The organism is Spirillospora sp. NPDC052269, assembly GCF_040679435.1.
Classification (GTDB): Bacteria; Actinomycetota; Actinomycetes; order Streptosporangiales; family Streptosporangiaceae; genus Spirillospora.
The window spans coordinates 140,047-161,171 of sequence record NZ_JBFAUU010000011.1 but is presented as its reverse complement, the minus strand read 5'-3'; the positions used below and the strand labels follow the sequence as shown (position 1 = coordinate 161,171).

Genomic DNA, 21,125 nt, shown 5'->3' with positions numbered 1-21,125 from the left:
CATGCAGGAACGACAACCGATCGCGGTGATCGGGCTCGGATACGTGGGCCTGTGCGTGGCCGCGGCGCTCGCCGAGTCGGGGTACGACGTCGTCGGCGTGGACACCGCGTCCGCCCTGGTCGGCGACCTGGGCCGGGGCGTGGTCCGCTCGCGGGAGCCCGGCGTGGCCGAGACCGCGCGGCGCGCGCTGGCGGAGGGACGCCTGCGCGCGACGACGGACTACGCGGCCGTCGCGGACGCCGGGGTCATCGTCATCACGGTCGGGACCCCGGTCACCGGCGAGCTGAAGCTGGCGGACGAGCAGCTCCGCGGCGCGTGCACGGAGCTGTCCCGGCACCTGCGCCCCGGACAGCTGGTGATCTGCAAGAGCACCGTCCCGCCGGGGACGACCCGGGACCTGGTGCTGCCGCTGCTGGAGCGCGGCGGCCTCACCGGCGGCCGCGACTTCTCGCTGGCCTTCTGCCCCGAGCGGCTGGCCGAGGGCACGGCGCTGGCCGACCTGCGCGCCCTGCCGATCGTGGTCGGCGGGCTGGACGAGCGCAGCACCGCGGCCGCCGCGGAGTTCTGGCGGACGTCGCTGAGCGTCCCGGCCATCCCGCAGGACACGCTGGAGGCCGCCGAGATCGTCAAGCTGGCCGACAACTGGTGGATCGACCTGAACATCGCGCTGGCCAACGAGCTGGCCCGGTTCTGCTCGCTCTTCCAGGTGGACGTCCTGGACGTGATCTCCGCGGCCAACTCCATCAAGAAGGGCAACGGCAGCGTCAACATCCTGCTGCCCAGCGTCGGGGTCGGCGGGTCCTGCCTGACCAAGGACCCGTGGATGGTCTGGCAGACCGCCGCGCGGCACGGCCTGGAGGTCCGCACCCCGCAGGTCGGACGGCTGTCCAACGACGAGATGCCCGCCTACACCGCGCGGCTCGTCCTCGACGACCTCGCGGAACGTGGCATCGAGCCGGGCGCGGCGACCGTGGCGGTACTCGGCCTGGCGTTCAAGAACAACACCGGCGACCTGCGGGAGACCCCCGTGAAGGGCGTGGTCGACGAGCTGGCCGCGGCAGGCGTGACGCTGCGGGCCTACGACCCGATGGTCGAGCCCGACCAGGCCGAGGCGCTGTTCGGGCTGCGGCCGGGCGATTCCCTGACCGAGACCGTCCGGGACGCCGACTGCGTCGCCGTCCTCGCCCTGCACAAGGAGTTCGAGGACATCGACTTCGCCGCGCTGCCCGTCGCCGAGGCGTGCCTGGTCCTGGACGGACGCGCCTACTACCCGAAGGAGAAGATCGCGATGCTGCGCGGACTCGGCTACCGCTACCGGGGGATCGGACGATGAGCGTCTCGCGCGCGGTCGTGACCGGCGGCTCGGGGTTCGTCGGGAGCCACCTGGTGGAGAGCCTGCTCGCCCAGGGGCACGAGGTGACCGTCTTCGACGGGGCCGAGCCGCCGCCCGACCGTGGCGGCGCCCAAGTCGAGCACGTCCGCGGGGACGTGCGGGACCCCGACGCGCTCGCCAGGGCGATCCGCCCTGGCGTGGACGTCGTCTACCACCTGGCGGCGATGGTCGGGGTGGACCAGTACCTCGCCAAGCCGCTGGAGGTCATCGACGTCAACTTCGGCGGGACCCGCAACGTGCTGGAGCTGGCGGCGAAGGCCGGGGCCCGGGTGGTGGTCGCGAGCACCAGCGAGGTGTTCGGCAAGAACCCGGCCGTCCCCTGGCGCGAGGACGGAGACCGTGTCCTCGGCCCGACCACCGCCGACCGCTGGGCGTACTCGTCCAGCAAGGCGCTCACCGAGCACATGACCTTCGCCTTCGCGCGCGCGCACGAGCTGGACGCGACCGTGGTCCGCTACTTCAACGTGTACGGCCCGCGCCAGCGTCCCGCCTACCTCGTCAGCCGCAGCCTGCACCGGGCGCTCAACGGCCTCCCCCCGGTGGTGTACGACCAGGGCCGGCAGACCCGCTGCTTCACCTACGTCGAGGACGTCGTCGCCGGGACCGTCCTGGCGGGGACGCACCCGGACGCCGTCGGCGACGTCTTCAACATCGGCAGCATGACCGAGACGACGATCGCGGAGGCCGTGCGGCTGATCGCGTCCCTGACCGGGAGCGCGGCGCCCGTCCCGGTGGACACGGCCAGCGTGCTCGGCAAGGCCTACGAGGACCTGCCCCGGCGCGTCCCCGACAACACCAAGGCGCGCAAGGTCCTCGGCTGGGACTGCGCCACGACGCTGCGGGACGGGCTCGCCAGGACCGTCGAATGGGCCCGCGCCAACCCGTGGTGGCTGGCGCAGTCCGACAGCGGCGCGGCCTGAGCCGCCGGAACCCGGGAAGGAAGGGAGAGTTCGGTGGGGGAAATGGTGCCGGTCCCGGGAGGGACGTTCCAGCAGGGGTCGCCCCCGTGGGTGCTGGACCTGCTGGAGGCGAGCGACCAGCCGCTCCCCCGCGTCTGGTTCGCCGACGAGACGCCCCCGCACACCGTCACCGTCCGGCCGTACTGGATCGACCGGCACCCGGTCACGGTGGCCGAGTTCGCCGAGTTCGCCGAGCGGACCGGCCACGTCACCGACGCCGAGGAACGCGGGTTCGGCCTGGTCTACACCGAGAAGGGGTGGCGGGAGGTCGACGGCGTGTGCTGGCGCGCGCCGGGCGGTCCCGGCACCTCGTCCGCGGGCATGGGCGACCACCCGGTCGTCCATGTCTCCTGGTTCGACTGCGTGAGCTACGCCGAGTGGGCGGGCAAGCGGCTGCCGACCGAGTCCGAGTGGGAGTACGCGGCGCGCGGCGGCGCGGAGTTCCGGCTCTGGCCGTGGGGCGACGAGTGGGACGTCCGCAACGCCAACACCGCCGAGTTCCACGCGGGGGCGCTCAACGCGCTCGGCGGCTGGAAGGCGTGGTGGGAGGCGACCTGCGCCGAGGACGGTCCGATCCCCCGGACGACCCCGGTCGGGGCCTTCTCCAAGCAGGGCGACAGCCCCTTCGGCTGCGCCGACATGGCCGGGAACGTCTACGAGTGGACCTCGACGCTCTCGCACCTCTACGACGACGCCACCGAGTGCGACCCCAGCGTCCGGGCGGCCATGGGCCGCTACCGGGTCATCCGCGGGGGGTCCTGGATGAACTTCCGGCACCAGACCCGGTGCAGCGAACGCATGCACGGCGACCCGACCGGGTGGTCGTCCTTCGCGCACGGCTTCCGCTGCGCGAAGGACGCCTGACACCTGACGTCCGCCCCGCGCCCTTCCCGAAATGAGGAACCGATGATCAGGATCCTGATCCCCTCGGTGTGGAGCCCCGACGGCCGCACCGCCTACGAGGGCGCCGAGGGACCGCTGCCCGACGTCGTCCGGCGCTTCGCCGACGACCACCCCTGGATCAAGGGACGGCTGTTCGGCCCGGACGGCGCGCCCCTGCTCCACGTCAACCTCGTCGTGGACGACGAGCTCGTCCCCCGGCGCAAGCGCGACGCCGCGGTGGTCGGGGCCGGGAGCACCGTCACCATCCTCGCGCCGATGGCGGGGGGCTGACCGTGCGCCGGATCGTCCTCTCGCAGCAGGGTGCGCCGGACGTCATGCGCGTCGCCGAGGCCGCCGAGCCCGAACCGGGCGACGGCGAGGTCCTGGTGCGGGTGACGGTCGCCGGGGTCAACATGACCGACCTCTTCCAGCGGTCGGGCGCGTACAAGGTCGCGCTGCCCTTCACCCCGGGCATGGAGGGCGCGGGCGTGGTGCTGCGCACGGGCCCGGGTGTCACGGACGTGCGTCCCGGCCTCCGTGTGGCGTGGGCCGTGCCCTCGGCCTCCTACGCCACGCACTGCGTCGTTCCCGCCGGGCGCCTCGTTCCTCTTCCGGACGACGTCACGGACGAGGACGCCGTCGCCGCGCTCGTCCAGGGGATGACCGCGCACATGCTCGCCACGGACGTCGTCCCGCTGGCGGAGGGCGACACCTGCCTGGTGCTCGCGGCGGGCGGTGGCGTGGGCGGGCTGCTCTCCCAAATCGCCGTGCTCCGCGGGGCCCGGGTGATCGGCACGGCCTCCGGCCCCGCCAAGGCGAAGGCCGCCGCGGAGTCGGGCGCCGAGCACGTCGTCGACTACTCCGACGGACGGTTCGCCGAACGCGTCCTCGAACTCACCGGGGGCCGGGGCGTGGACGTGGTCTACGACGCGGTGGGCCGGGACACCTTCGACCAGGGCCTGGCCTGCCTGCGCCCGCGCGGCACCTTCGTGTCGTACGGGCAGACCGGCGGCCCCGTCGGGGCGGTGGACCTGGGCGCGCTCCAGGGAACGCTGTTCCTCACCAAGCCCTCGCTCGGACGGTACGACACCACCCCTGACCTGGTGCTCCGCCGCGCCGCCGCCGTCCTGGGGCTGGTGCGCGAGGGCGCGCTGCGGCCCCGGATCCACGGCGTCCACCCGCTCGCGGACGCCCCCGCCGCGCACCGCGCCGTCGAGTCCCGCGAGGCCGCGGGCAAGGTGCTCCTCTCCCCCACGGCCTGAGACACACGGACTGAGGGCCTGGACGGGACGCCGTCCCTACTGGCAGCCCTCGAACTGGGGGACGGCGACCACCGACATGTCCAGGCCGGAGCCGCCGAACCAGTGGCGCATGGTCTTCGCCATCGTGCCGTCCTGGTACATCCGGGTGATCGCCTTGTTGACGGCCTCGCAGCCGTCCGGGTCGCCGGGACGCATGCCGATGCCGGTGGGCTGCTCGCCGAAGCGCGCGCCGAGCAGCCGGAACGCCGTGCCCTGCTGGTTGCGCAGCCCGGCCAGGATGGTGTCGTTCGTGGTGATCGCGTCGATCCGGCCGTCCCGGAGCATCGCGGTGCACGTCGCGTACCCGTCGGTCCGCACCGGGACGGCCGGGACGCGCAGCCCCTTGACGACCAGGTCGGCCGCGCCCGCGCCCTGCACCGCGCAGATCCGGCGCCCGGCGAGGTCGTGCACGTTCCGGATCCGCTGCTCGTCGGAGCGGACCAGGAGGTCCTGATAGGTCGGCACGTACGGCCCGGCGAAGGTGATCCGCGTCTTCCAGTCGGCCCGCACCCAGTACGTGAGGATCATGTCGACACTCCTGTCCTTCAGCAGGAGCCGCTCGCGGTCGGCCGCCGCCACCGGGACGATCCGGACGCGTTTCCCGAGCGCCTTGGCGATGTAGGTGGCGACGTCCACGTCCAGTCCCTCGAACGTGCCGCCCCGCCCGCGCAGGCCGATCCCCGGCAGATCCGGCCGTACCCCGGCGACCAGGGTCCCCTTCGCAAGCAGACCCGACTGGGCCCCTGCGAAGGACACGCAGCCGGTCATGGCGGTGCTCGCCGCCAGCCACGCCGCGAGACCGGGCGTGATCATTCTCCGCATGGCGCGCACGCTAGCAACGCCGCCGGATCCGCGCCGGAAGAACGGCCACATAGGGCCATATAGCACCGGCCTGCGTGCTCAGCCCGAGACGGCCACCAGGTCGATGCGGCCCGCGAGCAGCGCCAGGTGGATCCGGGCGGACCACGAGTCCGCGTCGGCTTCCAGGCCGGGGCCGTCCCGCCAGTCGGCCGGCACTCGGACCGCGACCGGCCGCCCGGACTCGGCCCGGATCGCGGACGCGTAGCGCACGGTCTCGTGCCATCCCTCCCACGACGGCCCGTCCGTCCCGACGACGATCGCGTCCGCTTCCGGGAAGGACGGGACGACGTCGTTCTCGCTCCAGTCCGGGTCGTCGGGGCACCGCAGTTCGAGCAGGCGCAGGCCCGTGGCGGGCAGGGAGAGCAGGCGGTTCGGCAGGGTGGACGGGCCAAGGCGGAGCGGCGTGTCCACCGCGTGCCGGGCGTGGTCAGGATGGAGGTCGCCAGCGCGGCGACGGAAGGCCGTCTCCGCCTCGGCGAGACGGTCCGGGCACCGGCGTCGCAGCGCGCCGTACGTCATGGCGGGCGTGCGCGTCAGGAAGTGCAGGCCGAACTCCTCCGGAGGCAGGTCCAGTCGCCGTCCGAAGGTCTCCCACCAGCGCATACTCGGCGCGGCCAGCCGCTGGGTGCGCTCCACCGGGCCGCGCCGCGCGCGCTCGTAGGCGTCGAACGCCTCCGCCCGGCCCGGGTGCGCGCGCAGTGCCGAGGCCAGCGCGATCGCGTCCTCCAGCGCGAGCTTGGTGCCCGACCCGACCGTGAAGTGCGCGGTGTGCGCGGCGTCGCCCAGCAGGACCGTGTCGCCGTCCGACCAGCGCCGATTGGTCACCACGGTGAAGCGGCTCCACCGGGCCCGGTCGCCGACCAGCTTCCGCCCGCCGAGGTGCTCGGCGAACACCTCGCTGAGCATCCCGAGCTCGTCGTCGCCGAGCGGGCCGTCCGCGCCTTCGGCGAACCCCGCGGCGCGCCAGGTCGCCTCGTCCATCTCCGCGACGACCGTGCCGCCCGCGTCGGCGTGCGGGTAGCAGTGCGCGGCCATCGGGCCGTGGGGCGTCCGGACGAAGGCGAAGGACGTGCGGTCCTCGAAGGGCGCCGCCGTCCCCAGCCATACGAACCGCGCTGCCCCGGTCAGGGTCGTGGTCCCGAACCCGTCCGCGCGGGCGGCGCGGTGGGCGGACGCGGCGCCGTCCGCGAGGACGACGACGTCCGCGCGGGGCGGCGCGTCCGGCGGAACCGCGCGGCGGTACCGGACGCGCGCGCCGGCCGCCTCGGCCTGCTCCCGCAGGATCGCCAGCAGCGTGTGCCGGGAGATGCTCGCCACCTCGAAGCCGTCGTAGCGCAGGGTCGTCCCGGGCAATGCGATCTCGATCCCCGACAGCGGACGGCTCGCCGCGACGATCCGGCGGTGCGTGTCCGGGTCGGCCTCGGCGATCCCGCCGAGCGTCCGCGCGGACAGGGTGACGCCGAAGCCGGACGCCTCCCCCGGCCCGCCGCGCTCGTGCACCTCGACCTCGGCGCCGGGCAGCAGCAGGCCCGCCATGCGCGCCGCGAAGAGGCCCGCCGGCCCCGCCCCCACGATCGCCACCCGCCGCGGTCCGGGCGCGGCCACCTCGCCGACTCCCACATCGCCTCCCCTCACCGTCTCCCGCCCATGATCCGCACCTGAGGCGGCGACCGGAACCGCGGGAGCACCGCACTTCTCGAGGTGCCGGGGCCGAACGGCCGAACTGACCATGGGGATCGTCCCCTACCGGTTCGTGCTCAGGCCGCTCTCCGGGCCCACCCGGTGAGCGTCCGGAAAGGCTCTCGGCTGATGGACTCACTCGAACCCGTCGCCGTCATCGGGATGGCCTGTCGCCTCGCGGGAGGGGTGAGCTCGCCGGGCGGGTTCTGGACGCTCCTCCGCGAGGGCCGCGTCACCGCCGGCGACCTCCCCGAAGGGCGGTGGGACTGGTACGCCGCCCAGGGCCCGGACCACGCCGCCGCCGTCCGGGACACCCCCGGCCGCGGGTCCTACCTCGACGACGTGGCGGGCTTCGACGCCGACTTCTTCGGCATCACGCCCCGCGAGGCCGCCCTCATGGACCCCCAGCAGCGGATCATCCTGGAGCTGTCCTGGGAGGCGCTGGAGCACGCGGGCGTCCCGCCGCACTCCCTGGCCGGCACGGACGCCGGCGTGTTCATGGGGGTGGGCTCGGACGACTACGGCCGCCGCCTGCTGGAGGACCTGCCGCGGATCGAGGCGTGGTCGGGCATCGGCGGCGCGTACTGTGCCGTCGCCAACCGGGTCTCGCACGTGCTCGACCTGCGCGGTTCGAGCATGGCGATCGACACCGCCTGCTCGTCCTCGCTGGTGGCGGTGCACCTGGCCGCGCAGGCGCTGCGCGCGGGCGAGTGCCCGGTGGCGCTCGCGGGCGGCGTCCTGGTGGTGGCCGCGCCCGGCCTGTCGCGGGTCCTGGACGCGGCGGGCGCGATCTCCCCGGACGGCCGCAGCAAGTCGTTCCAGGCGGACGCCGACGGGTACGGCCGGGGCGAGGGCGGCGGGGTCGTCGTCCTCAAGCGGCTGAGCGACGCCCGGCGCGACGGCGACCGGGTCCTCGCGGTCATCCGCGGCAGCGCCGTCCACCAGGACGGCCGGACCAACGGCATCATGGCGCCCGACGCGCACGCGCAGGCCCATCTCCTGCGCCGGACGTACGCGCGCGCGGGCATCGACCCCGCAACGGTCGACTTCGTGGAGGCCCACGGCACCGGGACGCGCGTCGGGGACCCGCTGGAGGCGTCGGCGCTCGCCGAGGTCTTCGGCGCGGACCGTCCGGCCGGGCGGCCGCTGCTCATCGGGTCGGTCAAGCCCAACGTCGGCCACCTGGAGGCCGGTGCGGGCATGGCCGGTCTCATCAAGGCCGTCCTGGCGCTCCGTCATCGCGAGATCCCTCCCAACCCCGGGTTCGCCGATCCCAACCCGGCCGTCCCCTGGGACACCGCCGGGCTGCGGGTCGTGGACGAGCCGACGCCCTGGCCGTCCGAGGGGGACGGCCCGAGGCGCGCGGGGGTCTCGGGGTACGGGTACGGCGGCACGATCGCGCACGTCATCCTCGAAGAGGCCGACGAGGAACCCGCCTCCACCGGGGACGACGGCGAAGGTCTCCGGGTGTTCCCGGTGTCGGCCGCGTCGGCCGAGACGCTGGAACGCCGGACGGCCGAGCTCGCCGACCTTGTCGAGGACCCGTCGTCCGCGTCGCTGCGCGACCTCGGGCACACCCTCGCCCGCCGCCGCACCCACCTCGCGCACCGGGCCGCGGTGGTCGCGTCCGACCGCGCCGGACTCGCCGAGGGACTGCGCGCGCCCGCCGCGACCGGGACCGCCGGATCGGCCGGGCAGGGACTGGTGTGGGTGTTCTCCGGCCACGGCTCGCAGTGGCTGGGCATGGCCGCCTGGTCCCTCGCGAACGACCCGGACTTCGCCGCGGTCATGCGCGACCTCGACCCCGTCTTCCGCGAGGAGATCGGCTTCGCGCCGACCGAGGTCATCGAGCAAAGCCTGCCGCTGCCGGTGGACGTCGCGCAGCCGATGATCTACGCGGTGCAGGCCGCGCTGGCCGCGTCCTGCCGGGCGGGCGGGCTCCGTCCGGACGCGGTCGTCGGGCACTCGGTGGGCGAGATCGCCGCCGCCGTCACCGCCGGGGTCCTCACCCTGGAGCAGGGCGCGCGGCTGGTCTGCCGCCGCTCGCTGCTGCTGCGGCGGGTCGCCGGGCAGGGCGCCATGATCATGGTCGCGCTGCCGCCCGAGGAGGTCGCCGGACTACTCGGCGACCGGACGGACCTGGCCGTCGCCGTCGCGGCGGCGCCCCGGTCGACGGTCGTGTCCGGGGACCCGGCGGCGGTGGAGGCGCTGGCCGGACGGCTGCGGGACGACGGCGTGACCGTGCGCGAGGTCGACTCCGACGTCGCCTTCCACAGCCCGTCCATGGATCCCCTGCTGGCCGACCTCGCGGCCGCGGCGGCCGACCTGACGCCGCGCGCGCCGGAGATCCCGCTGTACACGACCGCGCTCGAGGACCCGCGCTCCACCGCGCCGCGCGACGGCGCCTACTGGGCCGCCAACCTGCGCGGGACGGTCCGGTTCGCGCAGGCCGTGGCCGCCGCGGCCGAGGACGGCTACCGGATGTTCCTGGAGGTCGCGCCGCATCCGGTGGTGGAGCACTCCATCATCGAGACGCTGGACGGCACGACCGGTCTCTGCACGGCCCACACCATGCGGCGCGGCCGCCCGGAGCGGCGGATCCTGCTGGAGAACCTCGCCGTCCTGTACTGCCACGGCGCGCCCGTCGACTGGGAGGCGCTGTGGCCGGACGGCCGTCCCGTCGACCTGCCCCCGTCGCCGTGGCGCCACCGCCCGTACTGGATCGAGGACACGGCCGCCGTCACGCGGGTGGCCGAGCGGCACGCCCCCGGGTCCCACACGCTGCTCGGTGGACGCACCAACGTCCACGGCTCCACGCCCGCCACGGTCTGGCTGACCTCGCTGGACCGCGAGACGCGGCCGTACCCCGGCGACCACCCGGTGCGCGAGGTCGAGATCGTGCCCGCCGCGGTGCTGCTCAACACCTTCCTCACCGCCGCGTCGTCCGCGGGCGGACGGCCCGATCTGAGCGGCGTCGCCCTGACCGGTGTCGCGCTGCACGTGCCCGTCACGGTCACCCGGCCGCGCGAGGTGCAGATCGTCCTCCAGGACGGCATGCTCCGGCTGTCGTCGCGGATCGTCGACAGCACCCCCGACGACCGGGCCTGGGTCACGCACACGACGGCCACCGTCGAGACCCGCACCGAGCCACTCCCGGCGGGCGGGCCCGCGCCCGAAGCCGGTGAGGAGCTGCCGCCCGCGTACGTGGTCGACCGGCTCGCCACGCTGGGCGTCGCGGCGATGGGGTTCCACTGGGAGCTGCCGCGGATCCGCCGGGAGGACGGACGGCTCGCCGTGACCGTCCAGGTCGGGGAGGGCGAGGACGCGCCGTCCACCTGGGCTCCGCTGCTCGACGCAGCACTGTCGGCCGCCTCGGTCGCCTTCTCCGGGGACCCCGTCCTGCGGATGCCCGCGCACGTCCAGCGGGTCGCGCTCGACGGGCCGAGTCCCGCGCGGGCCCTGGTCCTGGTCCGGGTGACGGGCGAGGACACGGTCGACGTGGAGATCCGGGACCGCGGCGGCGCCGTGGTCGGACGGCTCGACCGGCTGCGCTACGGCGTCCTGGAGGGCGACACCGCCGTCCTGACCAGCCCGCGCCGCCTGGTGCACGAGCTGGTCTGGCGTCCGCTGCCCCGGACCCCGGCCACCGGACGGACCCGGGTCGTCCTCGTCGGACCGGACACCGCCCTGCTGGGCCGGATCAGCGAACGGCTGGGCGCGGCCGGCGTCCCCTTCCGGGTCGCGTCCACCCCCGACGACCTGCGGGGACCCGAACTCGCGGGCGGCCACACGGTCGTCGTCGTCCCGCCGCTCGGCCCGTCCGCCGACCCGGACGAGTCGGCGGTCGACGCCGCCTGGCTGCTCGCCCGGACGGCCCGGCGGCTGGCGGACTCCGGTCACGCCGCGCCCGCCCGGCTGTGGTGCGCGACCCAGGGCGTCCGGGAGTGCGACGAGGAGCGCTCGCTCGGCCACAGCGCCCTGTGGGGACTCGGCCGGATCATCGGCGGCGAGCACCCGGAGTTCTGGGGCGGGGTCGTGGACATCGGCGGCTCGCCCCGGGACGTCCCGGCCCTGGTGGAGATCGTCGGATCGGCGCCTCCGGGCGACGACGTGGTCGTGGTCCGCGACGGCGAGCCGTCGGTGGCGCGGCTCCGGCTGCTGGAGGGCGACCCGGTGCGTCCGCCGCTGAGCTGCCGCCCGGACGGCACCTACCTCATCACCGGCGGGCTCGGCACGCTCGGCCTGGAGGTCGCCCGCTGGCTCGCCGACCGGGGCGCGCGGCGGCTCGTCCTCGTCGGCCGGCGCTCGCTGCCGCCCCGCGACACCTGGCCGGACCTGACCGACCCCGCCGAGGCCGCGCGCGTCGAGGCGATCCGCGAGATGGAGCGGCTCGGCGTCACCGTGGCCACGGTCGCCCTCGACATCGCCGACGCCGAGGCCGCGCGGAAGCTGCTGTCGCCCGCCGCGCTCGGCCTGCCGCCGATCCGCGGCGTCGTGCACGCGGCGGGCGTGCTGGACGACCGCACGCTCCGGGCGCTGGACGAGGAGTCGCTGCGCACCGTCATGCGGCCCAAGGTGAAGGGGGCGCTCGTCCTGCACGAGCTGTTCCCCCCGGGAACGCTCGACCACTTCGTCCTGTTCTCCTCCTGCGGGCAGCTCCTCGGCCTGCCCGGCCAGGCCGCCTACGCCGCGGGCAACGCCTTCCTCGACGCGCTCGCCGCGCACCGCCGGGCCGCCGGGGACACCGCCACGACCAGCTTCGGCTGGACGTCCTGGCGCGGCATGGGCATGTCCACCTCGTCGGCCGTCATCGACGCCGAGCTCGCCGCCCGCGGCACCTCCGACATCAGCGGCACCGAGGCGTTCAGCGCGTGGTGGCTGGCCGACCGGCACGCGCTGGCCTATGCGGCCGTGCTCCGGACCGTCCCGCTCGGGCCGGGCGACCGCAGGCCGCCGCTGCTGAGCGACCTCGACGACGCGCCGCCGGAGCCGTCCGAACCGTCCGCCGCCGAGTCCCCCTGGCAGGGCCTCGAACCGGACGCGCTGCACGAGTTCCTGGTCCAGGAGGTGCGGCGGCAGGTCGCGGAGGAGACCCGGCTCTCGGTGGACGACGTGGACGCCGACCGTCCGGTCGCGGAGATGGGGGTCGACTCGGTCATGACCGTCCGGATCAGGCGCGGGATCGAGCGGCGGTTCCGCGTCCCGCTCCCCGCGACGCTCTTCTGGGACCGGCCGACGGTCGACGCCGTCGCGGGCCTGCTGGCCGAGCTCCTCGGCCCGGCGCCGGAAGGAACGCAATGACGATGGAGCCGATGGTTCCGTGGCCCGCCGACGTGGCCGCGGCCTACCGCGAGGCGGGATGCTGGCGCGGACATCCGCTCGGCGCCTACCTGTGGGACGCGGCCGACCGCTTTCCCGACCGGACGGCCGTGGTCGACGGCGGCACCCGGCTGACCTACCTCGAGGTCGCCGAACGCGCGGACCGGCTCGCGGAGGGGCTGGCCGGTCTCGGGCTCGCGCGGGGCGACGGCGTCCTCGTCCAGCTGCCGAACTCGTGGGAGTTCGTCGTCGTGACGATGGCCTGCTTCCGGCTGGGGCTCGTCCCGGTCATGATGCTGCTGCCGCACCGCGAGTACGAGCTGACCTCGATCGCCGGGCACGTCCGGGCCAGGGCGCTGTTCGTGCCGTCCCGGTGGCGGGGCTTCGACCACGAGGCGCTGGCGCACCGGGTCGCCGCCCGGCTGCCCTCGCCGCCGCTGGTGCTGACAGCGGGCGAGCCGGCCGGACCGGGGAGCATCGGGCTGCGGCCGCTGATGGAGGGGCGGGGCGGCGTCGCCGAGCGCCGGGCCCTGCTGGACGCGCGGGCGCCCTCGTCGTCCGAGCCCGCGCTGTTCCTGCTGTCCGGCGGAACGACCGGCCTGCCCAAGCTGATCAGCCGGACGCACGACGACTACGAGTACAACATCCGCCGCATCACCGGCGTCTGCGGCTTCGACGCGGAGACCGTGTACCTCGCCGCCCTGCCCGCCGGGCACAACTTCCCGCTGGCCAACCCGGGCATCCTCGGCACGCTGCTGGCGGGCGGACGGGTCGTCCTGCTGCCCTCGCCCCGGCCCGCGCCGGTGTTCGAGGCGATCGAGGCCGAGCGCGTGACCGTCACCTCGGCCACTCCGGCGATCGCGCTGCGCTGGATGGAGGAGGCACGGGAGACGGGCGGGGCGCGCGACCTGTCCAGCCTCCGGTACGTCCAGGTGGGCGGGTCCATGCTGTCGCCCGAGGTCGCCGCCCGCATCGGACCCGCGCTCGGCTGCGGGCTCCAGCAGATGTACGGCATGGCCGAGGGACTGATCTGCTGCCTGCCCGCCGACGCCCCCGACGACGTCGCCCACACGACCCAGGGCGCGCCCATCAGCCCGTACGACGAGCTGATGGTGGTGGGACGAGACGGAACCCCGGTGCCCGAGGGCGGCGTCGGCGAGCTGCTGACCCGCGGCCCCTACACGCCGCGCGGGTACTACGCGGCCCCGGAGCAGAACGCCGTCTCCTTCACCCCGGACGGCTGGTACCGCACCGGCGACCTGGTCCGGATCACGCCCGAGGGCATGGTCGTGGTCTGCGGCCGGGTGAAGGACCTGGTCAACCGGGGCGGCGAGAAGATCGCACCGGGTGAGGTCGAGGTGCTCGTCCAGGAGATCCCGGCGGTGGCCGAGGCCGCCGTCCTCGGACTTCCCGACCCGGTGCTCGGGGAGCGGGTGTGCCTGGTCGTCCGGCTCCACCCGGGTCACTCGATGGGCCTCGCCGACGTCCGCGCGGCCCTGACCGCGCGGGGCGTCGCGGCGTTCAAGCACCCCGACCGGCTGGAGGTCTTCGCCGACCTCCCGCACACCCCACTGGGCAAGCCCGACAAGAACGTCCTGCGCGACCTCCTGGCCCCGTCGGCCGCCCGTCCGGACGGCCAGGGAACCGCCGCATAGAAGGCTCCCGGGGAGCGGACGAAGACTCCCCGGGGATGAGGAAACCCGGGGCGGCCGCGCGGGGTACGGCCGCCCCGGGTGCTCTTCCGGGGCGCGCGACTACCCTCCGGGGGCGGGCTCCAGGTCCATCTCACCGACGCCGCCGACGTCGCCGACGGAGACGTCCTCGCGCTTCGCCAGGCCGCTCGGCAACCAGACGAACCGGCCCATGTCGAGCGTCAGCGCCGTCACCAGCACCGACCGCACGACGAAGGTGTCCAGCAGGATGCCGATCGAGACCGCCGCGCCCATCTCGATGAACGAGATCACCGGCACGGTCGTGAGCACCGCGAACGTGCCCGCCAGCACCAGTCCGGCCGAGGTGATGACGCCACCGGTCGCGGTCAGACCGGTCAGGGCCGCGCGCCGGGTGCCGAGCTTCCGCGCGTCCTCACGCACGCGTGTCATGAGGAAGATGTTGTAGTCCACGCCGAGCGACACGAGGAACACGAACACCAGCAGCGGGAACGAGGTGTCGGTCGCCTTGAACCCGAACACGTCGTGGAACAGCACCGAGCTGATCCCGATCGCGGCCAGGTACGACAGGACGACCGTCCCGATCAGCAGCAGCGGCGCCACCAGCGCGCGCAGCAGCAGCGTGAGGATCACCATGACCGCGACCAGGACGAGCGGGATCAGCAGCAGGGTGTCGTGGTCGTAGGCGCTGTTGGTGTCCTTGGTGAGCGCGGTCTGGCCGCCGACCCTGGCGTCCGCGCCGCCGATCGCGTGCACGGACGTCCGCAGCCGGGAGACCGTGTCGAACGCCGCCCGCGTGTCCGGCTGGGCCTTCAGCGTGCCCTCCAGGTAGACCAGCCCGTCCTTCGCCACGGGGTCGGTCACCGACGCGATCCCGCGATCGCCGCTCAGCGCCTGCCGCAGCGGTGTCGCGGCGGAGGCGTTGCCGATCACCACGACGGGCTGGCCGTTCTGGCCCGCCGCGAAGTGCCGGGCGATGACCTCCTGGCCGACGACCGACCGCGGCTTGTCCAGGAAGGCGTCCTGGGACGCCAGTCCGCTCGCGTGCATCTGGAAGATGCCGAACGACAGGAAGCCCAGCACGACGGCGGTGCCGATCCAGATCGCCCGCGGCCGCCGCGCGATGCGCGTCCCGGCCCGCGCCCACAGCCGGGCGCTGGTGACCTCGGCCGACCCGACCTCCGGCTTCCTCGGCCAGAAGATCCACCGGCCGAGGATGACCAGCAGGGCCGGCATCAGGGTCAGGGAGATGACCAGGCCGACGACGATGCCGATCGCCAGCACCGGGCCCAGGCCCGCGGTGTTGTTCATCTGCGCGAACTGCAGGCAGAGGAGGGCGACCGAGACGGTGGCGGCGCTCGCGACGATCGGCGGGGCGGCGCGCCGGAGCGCGACGGCCATCGCCACGTGCCGGTCGGCGTGCCGCCGCAGCTCCTCGCGGTAGCGCGACAGCAGGAGCAGCGCGTAGTCGGTCCCGGCGCCGAACACCAGCACCAGCAGGAAGGCAGTGTCCTGGGCGTTGACCGTCAGCCCGGCGTGCTTGGCCAGGAGGTAGATGAAGCCCTGCGAACCGGTCAGCGCGAGCATCGCGCACAGGAAGGGCAGGATCCACAGCACCGGGCTGCGGTACGCGAACAGCAGGATGACGACGACCACGAGGATCGTGCCCAGCAACTGCGTGGAGTTGAGGCCCGAGTACGCCTTGGTGGTGTCGGCCACGTAGGTGCCCATGCCCGCGAGGTGCACCGACATGCCCGCGCCGCCGGTGCCGGTGATCTTCTCGACCCCGTCGACCCGCTTGACGATCTTGGACGAGCCGTCCTTGCCCATCTTGATCGGGACGACGGTCTGCAGGGCCTTGCCGTCGGACGAGGGGATCGGGCCGGTGACCCGTCCGACCACGCCGTCGGCCCCGGCCAGCGCCTTGGCGTCCGCCGCGGCCTTGGCCTGGTCGGCCGGGGTGATGCCGGACGTCCGCTCGTAGACCACGACGGCGGGGACGTCGTCGCCGGTCTGGAAGCGCTTCTGGAGGTCCAGGACCCGGGTGGCCTCCGCCTTCCCCGGGAGCCACTGGGAGTAGTCGTTGTTCTCGGCGCTCGTGAGCTTCCCGGCCAGCGGACCGGCCACCATCATCGTCAGCAGCAGCCAGATCACCAGGACGACCCACTTGCTCCATCGTCCGCAAACGAACCGGGTGATCCCGTTCTCTGTGTCCATGCACGCTCCACTCGGAGAGGCTCACGTAGGGGGTGGATTCCTCTGTATGACGGCACGCCCCCCGGAAACTCACCGCGGCCTTCGCCCTCCCCGGCGGGAGGGACGCAGCAATCCATGAGGTGCGCGGGGCGGACGGCCCGCAGGACGATGTGCGCAGCCGAGGAGCCGTGACCGAAGGAGAACCGATGCGCGTTCTGTTCACGATCTACCCCAACTCGCTCGCGCACCTCTACCCGGTCGTGCCGCTCGCGTGGGCGCTGCAGAGCGCCGGACACGAGGTCCGGGTGGCGGCGCACCACAGCGCCGCGGAGCAGATCACCACCACCGGCCTGTCACCCGTCGCGCTCGGCGACCCCGACGTGGCGGAGGTGCGGCTGACCGACGAGGCCAAGCCGCCGAAGACGCCCGAGGAGGTCGACCGGTACGCGCGGATCCTGGGGCTCACCGAACGGGAGCGCGAGCACTGGATCACCTACTTCCAGTACCTGTTCGTCCCGATGTCGGACTACATCCGGGTCGACCGCTCCGAGGCGTCCGACCTCGTCGAGTTCGCCCGCTCCTGGAAGCCGGATCTGGTCCTGTGGGACGTCACCGTGCCGAGCGGCGCGGTGGCCGCGCGGGCCTGCGGCGCCGCGCACGCGCGCCTGGTGAACGGCGAGGACGTCTTCGCCTTCAGCCTGGACCGGCTCACCGAGCGCGCCGAGGACCTCCGGGCGGCGGGCCTGGACGAGAACCCGCTCGCGACCATGATGCGTCCGCTGGCCGACAAGTACGGCGTCGAGATCGACCGGGAGCTCCTGCTCGGCGAGTTCAGCGTGGACACCATCCCGGACGGGCTGCAGCTGCCCACCCGGGTCAACCGGGTGCACATGCGCCACATCCCCTTCGCGGGCGCCCAGACCTTCCCGAAGTGGCTCTACGAGAAGCCCGAGCGGCCCCGGGTGGCGCTGTCGCTGGGCGAGTCGACGCGCCGCTTCATCCGCGGCGACTGGGACCGCACACCCAAGATCATGAAGGCGCTGGAGGGCCTGGACATCGAGGTCGTCGCGACCCTGAACAGCCTCCAACTCGACGACGTGGAGAAGATCCCCGACAACGTGCGCGTGATCGAGTGGGTGAACCTCACCCACCTGATGCCGACCTGCTCGGCGATGATCCACCACGGCGGCATCGGCACCTACTCGGCCGCGGTGCCCGCGAAGGTGCCGCACCTGGTGTGCGACATCGAGGGCGAGTCCCTCATGCTGCAGCCCGTCCAGGACACCGACGCCTCGCGGACCGGCACGCTCCTGCCCGGCCTGGAGATCGGCAAGCGCGAGGAGCGGGAGGCGGACGGCCCGCCGCCGGTCTTCGAGCTGCCGGCCAAGAAGGTCGAGGCCACCCCGGTGTCGGAGTTCGTCATCGCGCAGGGCTCCGGCGCGCGCCTGGACCACCGGGCCCAGACCGTCGAGGAGATGCGCGCGCTGATCCTCGAGGTCACGACCTCCGACGCCTACCGCAGGGGCGCGGAGTCCGTCCACGAGCAGTGGCTCGCCACCCCGAGCCCGAGCGACGTCGTACCCATCCTGGAGCGGCTGGCCACCGAGCACAAGCAGCGCGGCTGAGACCCGGCGGGCCCCCGGCCGGATCGTCCCGGCCAGGGGCCCGCCCTTCCGCGCCGTCCCACACGCGCCGTGGGACGGCCGTCCTCCGCGAATGTCATCCGCGGCCGTCTGCCGTGGGTGTCAGCCGTGGGTGTCAGTCCGCAAATGTCAGCTGCGGGTGTCAGGCGCCCATCTGCTGCAGCGCCCAGCCGTTGCCGTCCGGGTCCTGGAAGTAGGCGTAGAAGACGCTGGGCGTGCCCGGGGAGCCCATCTCGGTGATCTCGCTGATGTCCAGACCTCGTTCGACGAACGCGTTCCGCACCTCGCGGATGTCCTTGACCACCAGGTGCAGGTTCTGGATCGCGCCGGGCGGCGTCTCGACCCAGCCGGAGCCGAAGCCGATCGAGCACGCGGAGCCGGGCGGCGTCATCTGCACGATCCGGAAGCCGCCGCCCGGGTTGACGTCGTGGTCCAGGGAGAAGCCGGCCTTCTCGTAGTAGGCGATCGACCGGTCCGGGTCGGAGACCGGGATCGGCACCAGTTCGAGCTTGAGCTCCATGGCGGGTGTCCTTTCACTTGGCGATGCGCTGGGTGACGCGCTTGGCGGTGCGCCTGGTGATGCGACGCGCGGCGTCCTCGGGATGTCCGCGGGACGCCACGCGCGCCGGTCCGTGCCCGGACCGGCGCCGGGCCCAGCAAACCACGCCGACCCCGGCGGCCGTCACAGGAACGCCCACTCCGGGTGCAAGCGCCGCACTCCGGACTGGATCGCCGCCGCAGGCCGGGACGGATCGCCGCCGCAGCAGGGACGGATCGCCGTCGCAGGCCGGAGCCGCACTCCGGGAGAAGCGCCGCCGCGGGGTCCGCCACGACCATGAGGACCGAACGCGCGTCGGCCTCCTGAGCGCCGTACGGCCGGCGCCGTCCGCTGACGGTCCCGAGCTGAGGGGTGTCCATGACCGAGAACGCGGAACCGCCCGTCGAGCCTCCGGCCTCCCCGGTCCCGTGCCGTCCGCACGCCGCCGGACGGGTCGTCCGAGGGGCCGCGGCGAGCGCCCTGGCCGCGCTGGTGACGCTGGTGAGCGCCGCGCCTCCGGCCCTGGCGTCCCCGGCGGTGCAACCGGTGACCACGTTCGGGAAGGTCCCGCAGATGGGCCTGACCATGGTGGACGGCGCGGCCCTGCACTGCCCCCAGGGGGTGGCGACATGGTCGCCGATGATCGTCCCGATCGAGATGACCATCCCCACGGGCACCCCGAACGGGACCATCGACCCCGCCGACGTCCACAACATGATGGACGACTCGGCGCTCTGGTACCGCACGCTCGGCAGCACGAAGGCGGGCGGGCCCATGATCCTGGACAAGGACTGGACGCAGGACGGCCGGCGCGTCGTCCCGATCACCGCCACCGGGCTGCGGTCGGGCACCTACCTGCTGGGCGCGCTGTGCGCCAAGCCCTCCAAGGGCCGGCACGTCTACCCCCTCGACGCCCACGGCGACCTCATCGGCGAGTGGTACGTCGTGACCTTCACGTGGGTGGACCGGACCCCCGCGGAGGGGACCTTCCGCTTCGAGCGGCAGTACACCGCCGCGACCGGCTCCGCCCCCGCCTCGGACCCGACGCCCGCCCCGGCCTCCTCGGCCGCGCTGCCGCACCACCACGGGTCCGGCGGCCTGGGATGGCCGGGCTGGCTGGGGATCGCGGCGGTCCTCGCCGCGGCCGCGGGGATCGGCATCGGCCTCAGCCGCCGCGGCCGCACGCCCGCGGCCGCGCGTGCGGGTGACCTGCCGTCCCCGGTTCCTGGAGCAGCACAACCCCGACGACGTCCGGAGGACAAGTGAAGCGCTTTCTCGTATGGCCAGGGCTGCTGGTGGCCCTGCTGGCCTCGACATCGTTCGTCCCGGCGGGCGCGGCGTCCGGCCCGGCCACGGCGGCAGCGGCGGCGCACGCGGCCCAGGCCGGCGGCGGCCAGGTGACCGCGCTGGTCGCGGGCGCGGCGCACACCTGCGCGCTGTACGGCGACAAGACCCTGCGCTGCTGGGGCGACAACCAGTACGGCGAGCTCGGCATCGGCTCGAACAACCCCACACCGCAGCCCTCCGCCGTCCAGGGCCTGGCCGCGTCCCCGACGGTCACGCTGTCCCGCGCGGTGCACAACTGCTCGCTCCTGGACAACGCGACGGTGCAGTGCTGGGGCATGAACAAGTACGGCCAGCTCGGGGACGGCACCCTCACCAACTCCAAGAACCCCATCACGGTCAAGGCGCTGCGCCAGAGCGTCCGCCTCCTGGCGGTCGGCGGCGACCACACCTGCGTGGTCTACCAGGACGACAGCACCTGGTGCTGGGGGCAGAACAAGTACGGCGAGCTCGGCGACGGCCAGCTCACGCCCGGCTCCGAGAAGCCCGTCGAGGTCAAGGGCCTGCCCTCGCCGCCGGAGAGGTTCGCGACCGGCGTGTGGCACACGTGCGCGATCCTCAAGAACGGGGCCACCTGGTGCTGGGGGCACAACGAGGAGGGTGAGCTGGGCGTCGGCACCAAGAGCCTGGGCTCCCCCAAGCCCGTCCAGGTGAAGGGCCTGCCCGCGACGCCCGTCCAGCTCGCGGCCGGGAACTTCCACACGTGCGCGGTGGAGCCGGACGGCTCCACGTGGTGCTGGGGCGAGAACAAGTACGGGCAGCTCGGCGACGGCACCATCAAGATCGCGACGAAGCCCGAGCGCGTCGTGGGACTGGCCGCCAACCCCGTCCACCTCGTCACGGGCGGCTACCACACGTGCGCGACGTTCGCCGACGGCACCATGTGGTGCTGGGGGCAGAACAACTTCGGGCAGGTAGGCAACGGCACGAACGTGAACGCCCACAAGCCCGTCCAGGTGAAGGGGCTCCGGCCGAGTCCGACGCTGGTCGTGGCGGGGGGCCTGCACACCTGCGCGGCCTACTCCGACGGGGCGATCGACTGCTGGGGCCTGAACGCCACCGGCCAGCTCGGCAACGCCACCGTCAAGCCGATCTCCACCACGCCGGTCGCGGTGGACGGGTCGGCCAAGCCGGCCGCCGCCGCGCCCGCGGCCGCCAGCACCAAGCACGACTCGGGCGGATCCTCGACCACCGCCGAGGTGACCGGGATCGCCCTGGCCGTCCTGGCCGTCGCCGGGTTCGTCGCCTTCCTGGCGTCGCGCCGGCGCCGCGCCTAGAGGGAAACGGGTCGAAGGCCCTGTCGTGAACGTGACGGCCCGCCATCGCGGCGGGCCGTCAC

At 74.0% G+C, this 21,125-nt stretch carries 14 protein-coding genes; 10 read left to right on the top strand and 4 right to left on the bottom strand.

What is annotated here, in order from left to right; all coding sequences use genetic code 11:
- The first annotated feature begins 1 nt into the window (after position 1).
- The 5 genes from AB0L06_RS24265 to AB0L06_RS24245 are packed head-to-tail and all read left to right on the top strand — an operon-like array spanning position 2 to position 4,496.
- The gene (locus tag AB0L06_RS24265) at positions 2-1,333 is read left to right on the top strand and encodes a nucleotide sugar dehydrogenase (RefSeq protein WP_500233353.1); all 1,332 of its coding nucleotides are present in this window, start codon (positions 2-4) and stop codon (positions 1,331-1,333) included.
- Positions 1,330-2,313 carry an NAD-dependent epimerase/dehydratase family protein gene (locus AB0L06_RS24260; RefSeq protein WP_500233352.1) on the top strand — a complete coding sequence of 328 codons (984 nt, stop codon included), beginning with the start codon at positions 1,330-1,332 and terminating at the stop codon, positions 2,311-2,313. The genes AB0L06_RS24265 and AB0L06_RS24260 overlap by 4 nt, the downstream gene beginning before the upstream one ends.
- Before the next feature lie 33 nt (positions 2,314-2,346).
- On the top strand, positions 2,347-3,216 hold the full coding sequence (locus tag AB0L06_RS24255) for a formylglycine-generating enzyme family protein (protein ID WP_500233351.1): 870 nt from the start codon (positions 2,347-2,349) through the stop codon (positions 3,214-3,216).
- 42 nt (positions 3,217-3,258) lie between these two features.
- Positions 3,259-3,525 (top strand): ubiquitin family protein, encoded by a 267-nt coding sequence (locus AB0L06_RS24250; RefSeq protein ID WP_500233350.1) that lies wholly within the window; start codon positions 3,259-3,261, stop codon positions 3,523-3,525.
- Between the two features lie 2 nt (positions 3,526-3,527).
- Entirely contained in the window at positions 3,528-4,496 is a 969-nt protein-coding gene (locus AB0L06_RS24245) for a quinone oxidoreductase family protein (protein WP_500233349.1), read from the top strand.
- A gap of 36 nt (positions 4,497-4,532) precedes the next feature.
- Here the strand turns inward: AB0L06_RS24245 and AB0L06_RS24240 are convergent, their stop codons facing one another.
- Positions 4,533-5,357 (bottom strand): transporter substrate-binding domain-containing protein, encoded by an 825-nt coding sequence (locus AB0L06_RS24240; protein ID WP_500233348.1) that lies wholly within the window; start codon positions 5,355-5,357, stop codon positions 4,533-4,535.
- Positions 5,358-5,435: 78 nt separating this feature from the next.
- Complete coding sequence (locus AB0L06_RS24235; protein ID WP_500233347.1) at positions 5,436-7,016, bottom strand: FAD-dependent monooxygenase; 1,581 nt, start codon at positions 7,014-7,016, stop codon at positions 5,436-5,438.
- Between the two features lie 189 nt (positions 7,017-7,205).
- On the opposite strand from AB0L06_RS24235, the gene AB0L06_RS24230 reads away from it, so the two are divergent.
- On the top strand, positions 7,206-12,377 hold the full coding sequence (locus tag AB0L06_RS24230) for a type I polyketide synthase (protein WP_500233346.1): 5,172 nt from the start codon (positions 7,206-7,208) through the stop codon (positions 12,375-12,377).
- Positions 12,374-14,050 (top strand): (2,3-dihydroxybenzoyl)adenylate synthase, encoded by a 1,677-nt coding sequence (locus AB0L06_RS24225; RefSeq protein ID WP_500233345.1) that lies wholly within the window; start codon positions 12,374-12,376, stop codon positions 14,048-14,050. The genes AB0L06_RS24230 and AB0L06_RS24225 overlap by 4 nt, the downstream gene beginning before the upstream one ends.
- A 99-nt stretch (positions 14,051-14,149) precedes the next feature.
- Here the strand turns inward: AB0L06_RS24225 and AB0L06_RS24220 are convergent, their stop codons facing one another.
- Positions 14,150-16,282 carry an MMPL family transporter gene (locus AB0L06_RS24220; protein WP_500233344.1) on the bottom strand — a complete coding sequence of 711 codons (2,133 nt, stop codon included), beginning with the start codon at positions 16,280-16,282 and terminating at the stop codon, positions 14,150-14,152.
- A 185-nt stretch (positions 16,283-16,467) separates the two neighbouring features.
- Here AB0L06_RS24220 and AB0L06_RS24215 point away from each other — a divergent pair, with 185 nt between their 5' ends.
- Positions 16,468-17,886, top strand: coding sequence for a nucleotide disphospho-sugar-binding domain-containing protein (locus tag AB0L06_RS24215; RefSeq protein WP_500233343.1), 1,419 nt, complete (start codon positions 16,468-16,470; stop codon positions 17,884-17,886).
- Between the two features lie 160 nt (positions 17,887-18,046).
- Here the strand turns inward: AB0L06_RS24215 and AB0L06_RS24210 are convergent, their stop codons facing one another.
- A complete protein-coding gene (locus AB0L06_RS24210; RefSeq protein ID WP_500233342.1) occupies positions 18,047-18,424 on the bottom strand; it encodes a VOC family protein in 378 nt (125 codons plus the stop codon).
- A 396-nt stretch (positions 18,425-18,820) separates the two neighbouring features.
- On the opposite strand from AB0L06_RS24210, the gene AB0L06_RS24205 reads away from it, so the two are divergent.
- Entirely contained in the window at positions 18,821-19,708 is an 888-nt protein-coding gene (locus AB0L06_RS24205) for a hypothetical protein (protein WP_500233341.1), read from the top strand.
- Complete coding sequence (locus tag AB0L06_RS24200) at positions 19,705-21,063, top strand: RCC1 domain-containing protein (RefSeq protein ID WP_500233340.1); 1,359 nt, start codon at positions 19,705-19,707, stop codon at positions 21,061-21,063. The genes AB0L06_RS24205 and AB0L06_RS24200 overlap by 4 nt, the downstream gene beginning before the upstream one ends.
- Positions 21,064-21,125 lie beyond the last annotated feature (62 nt).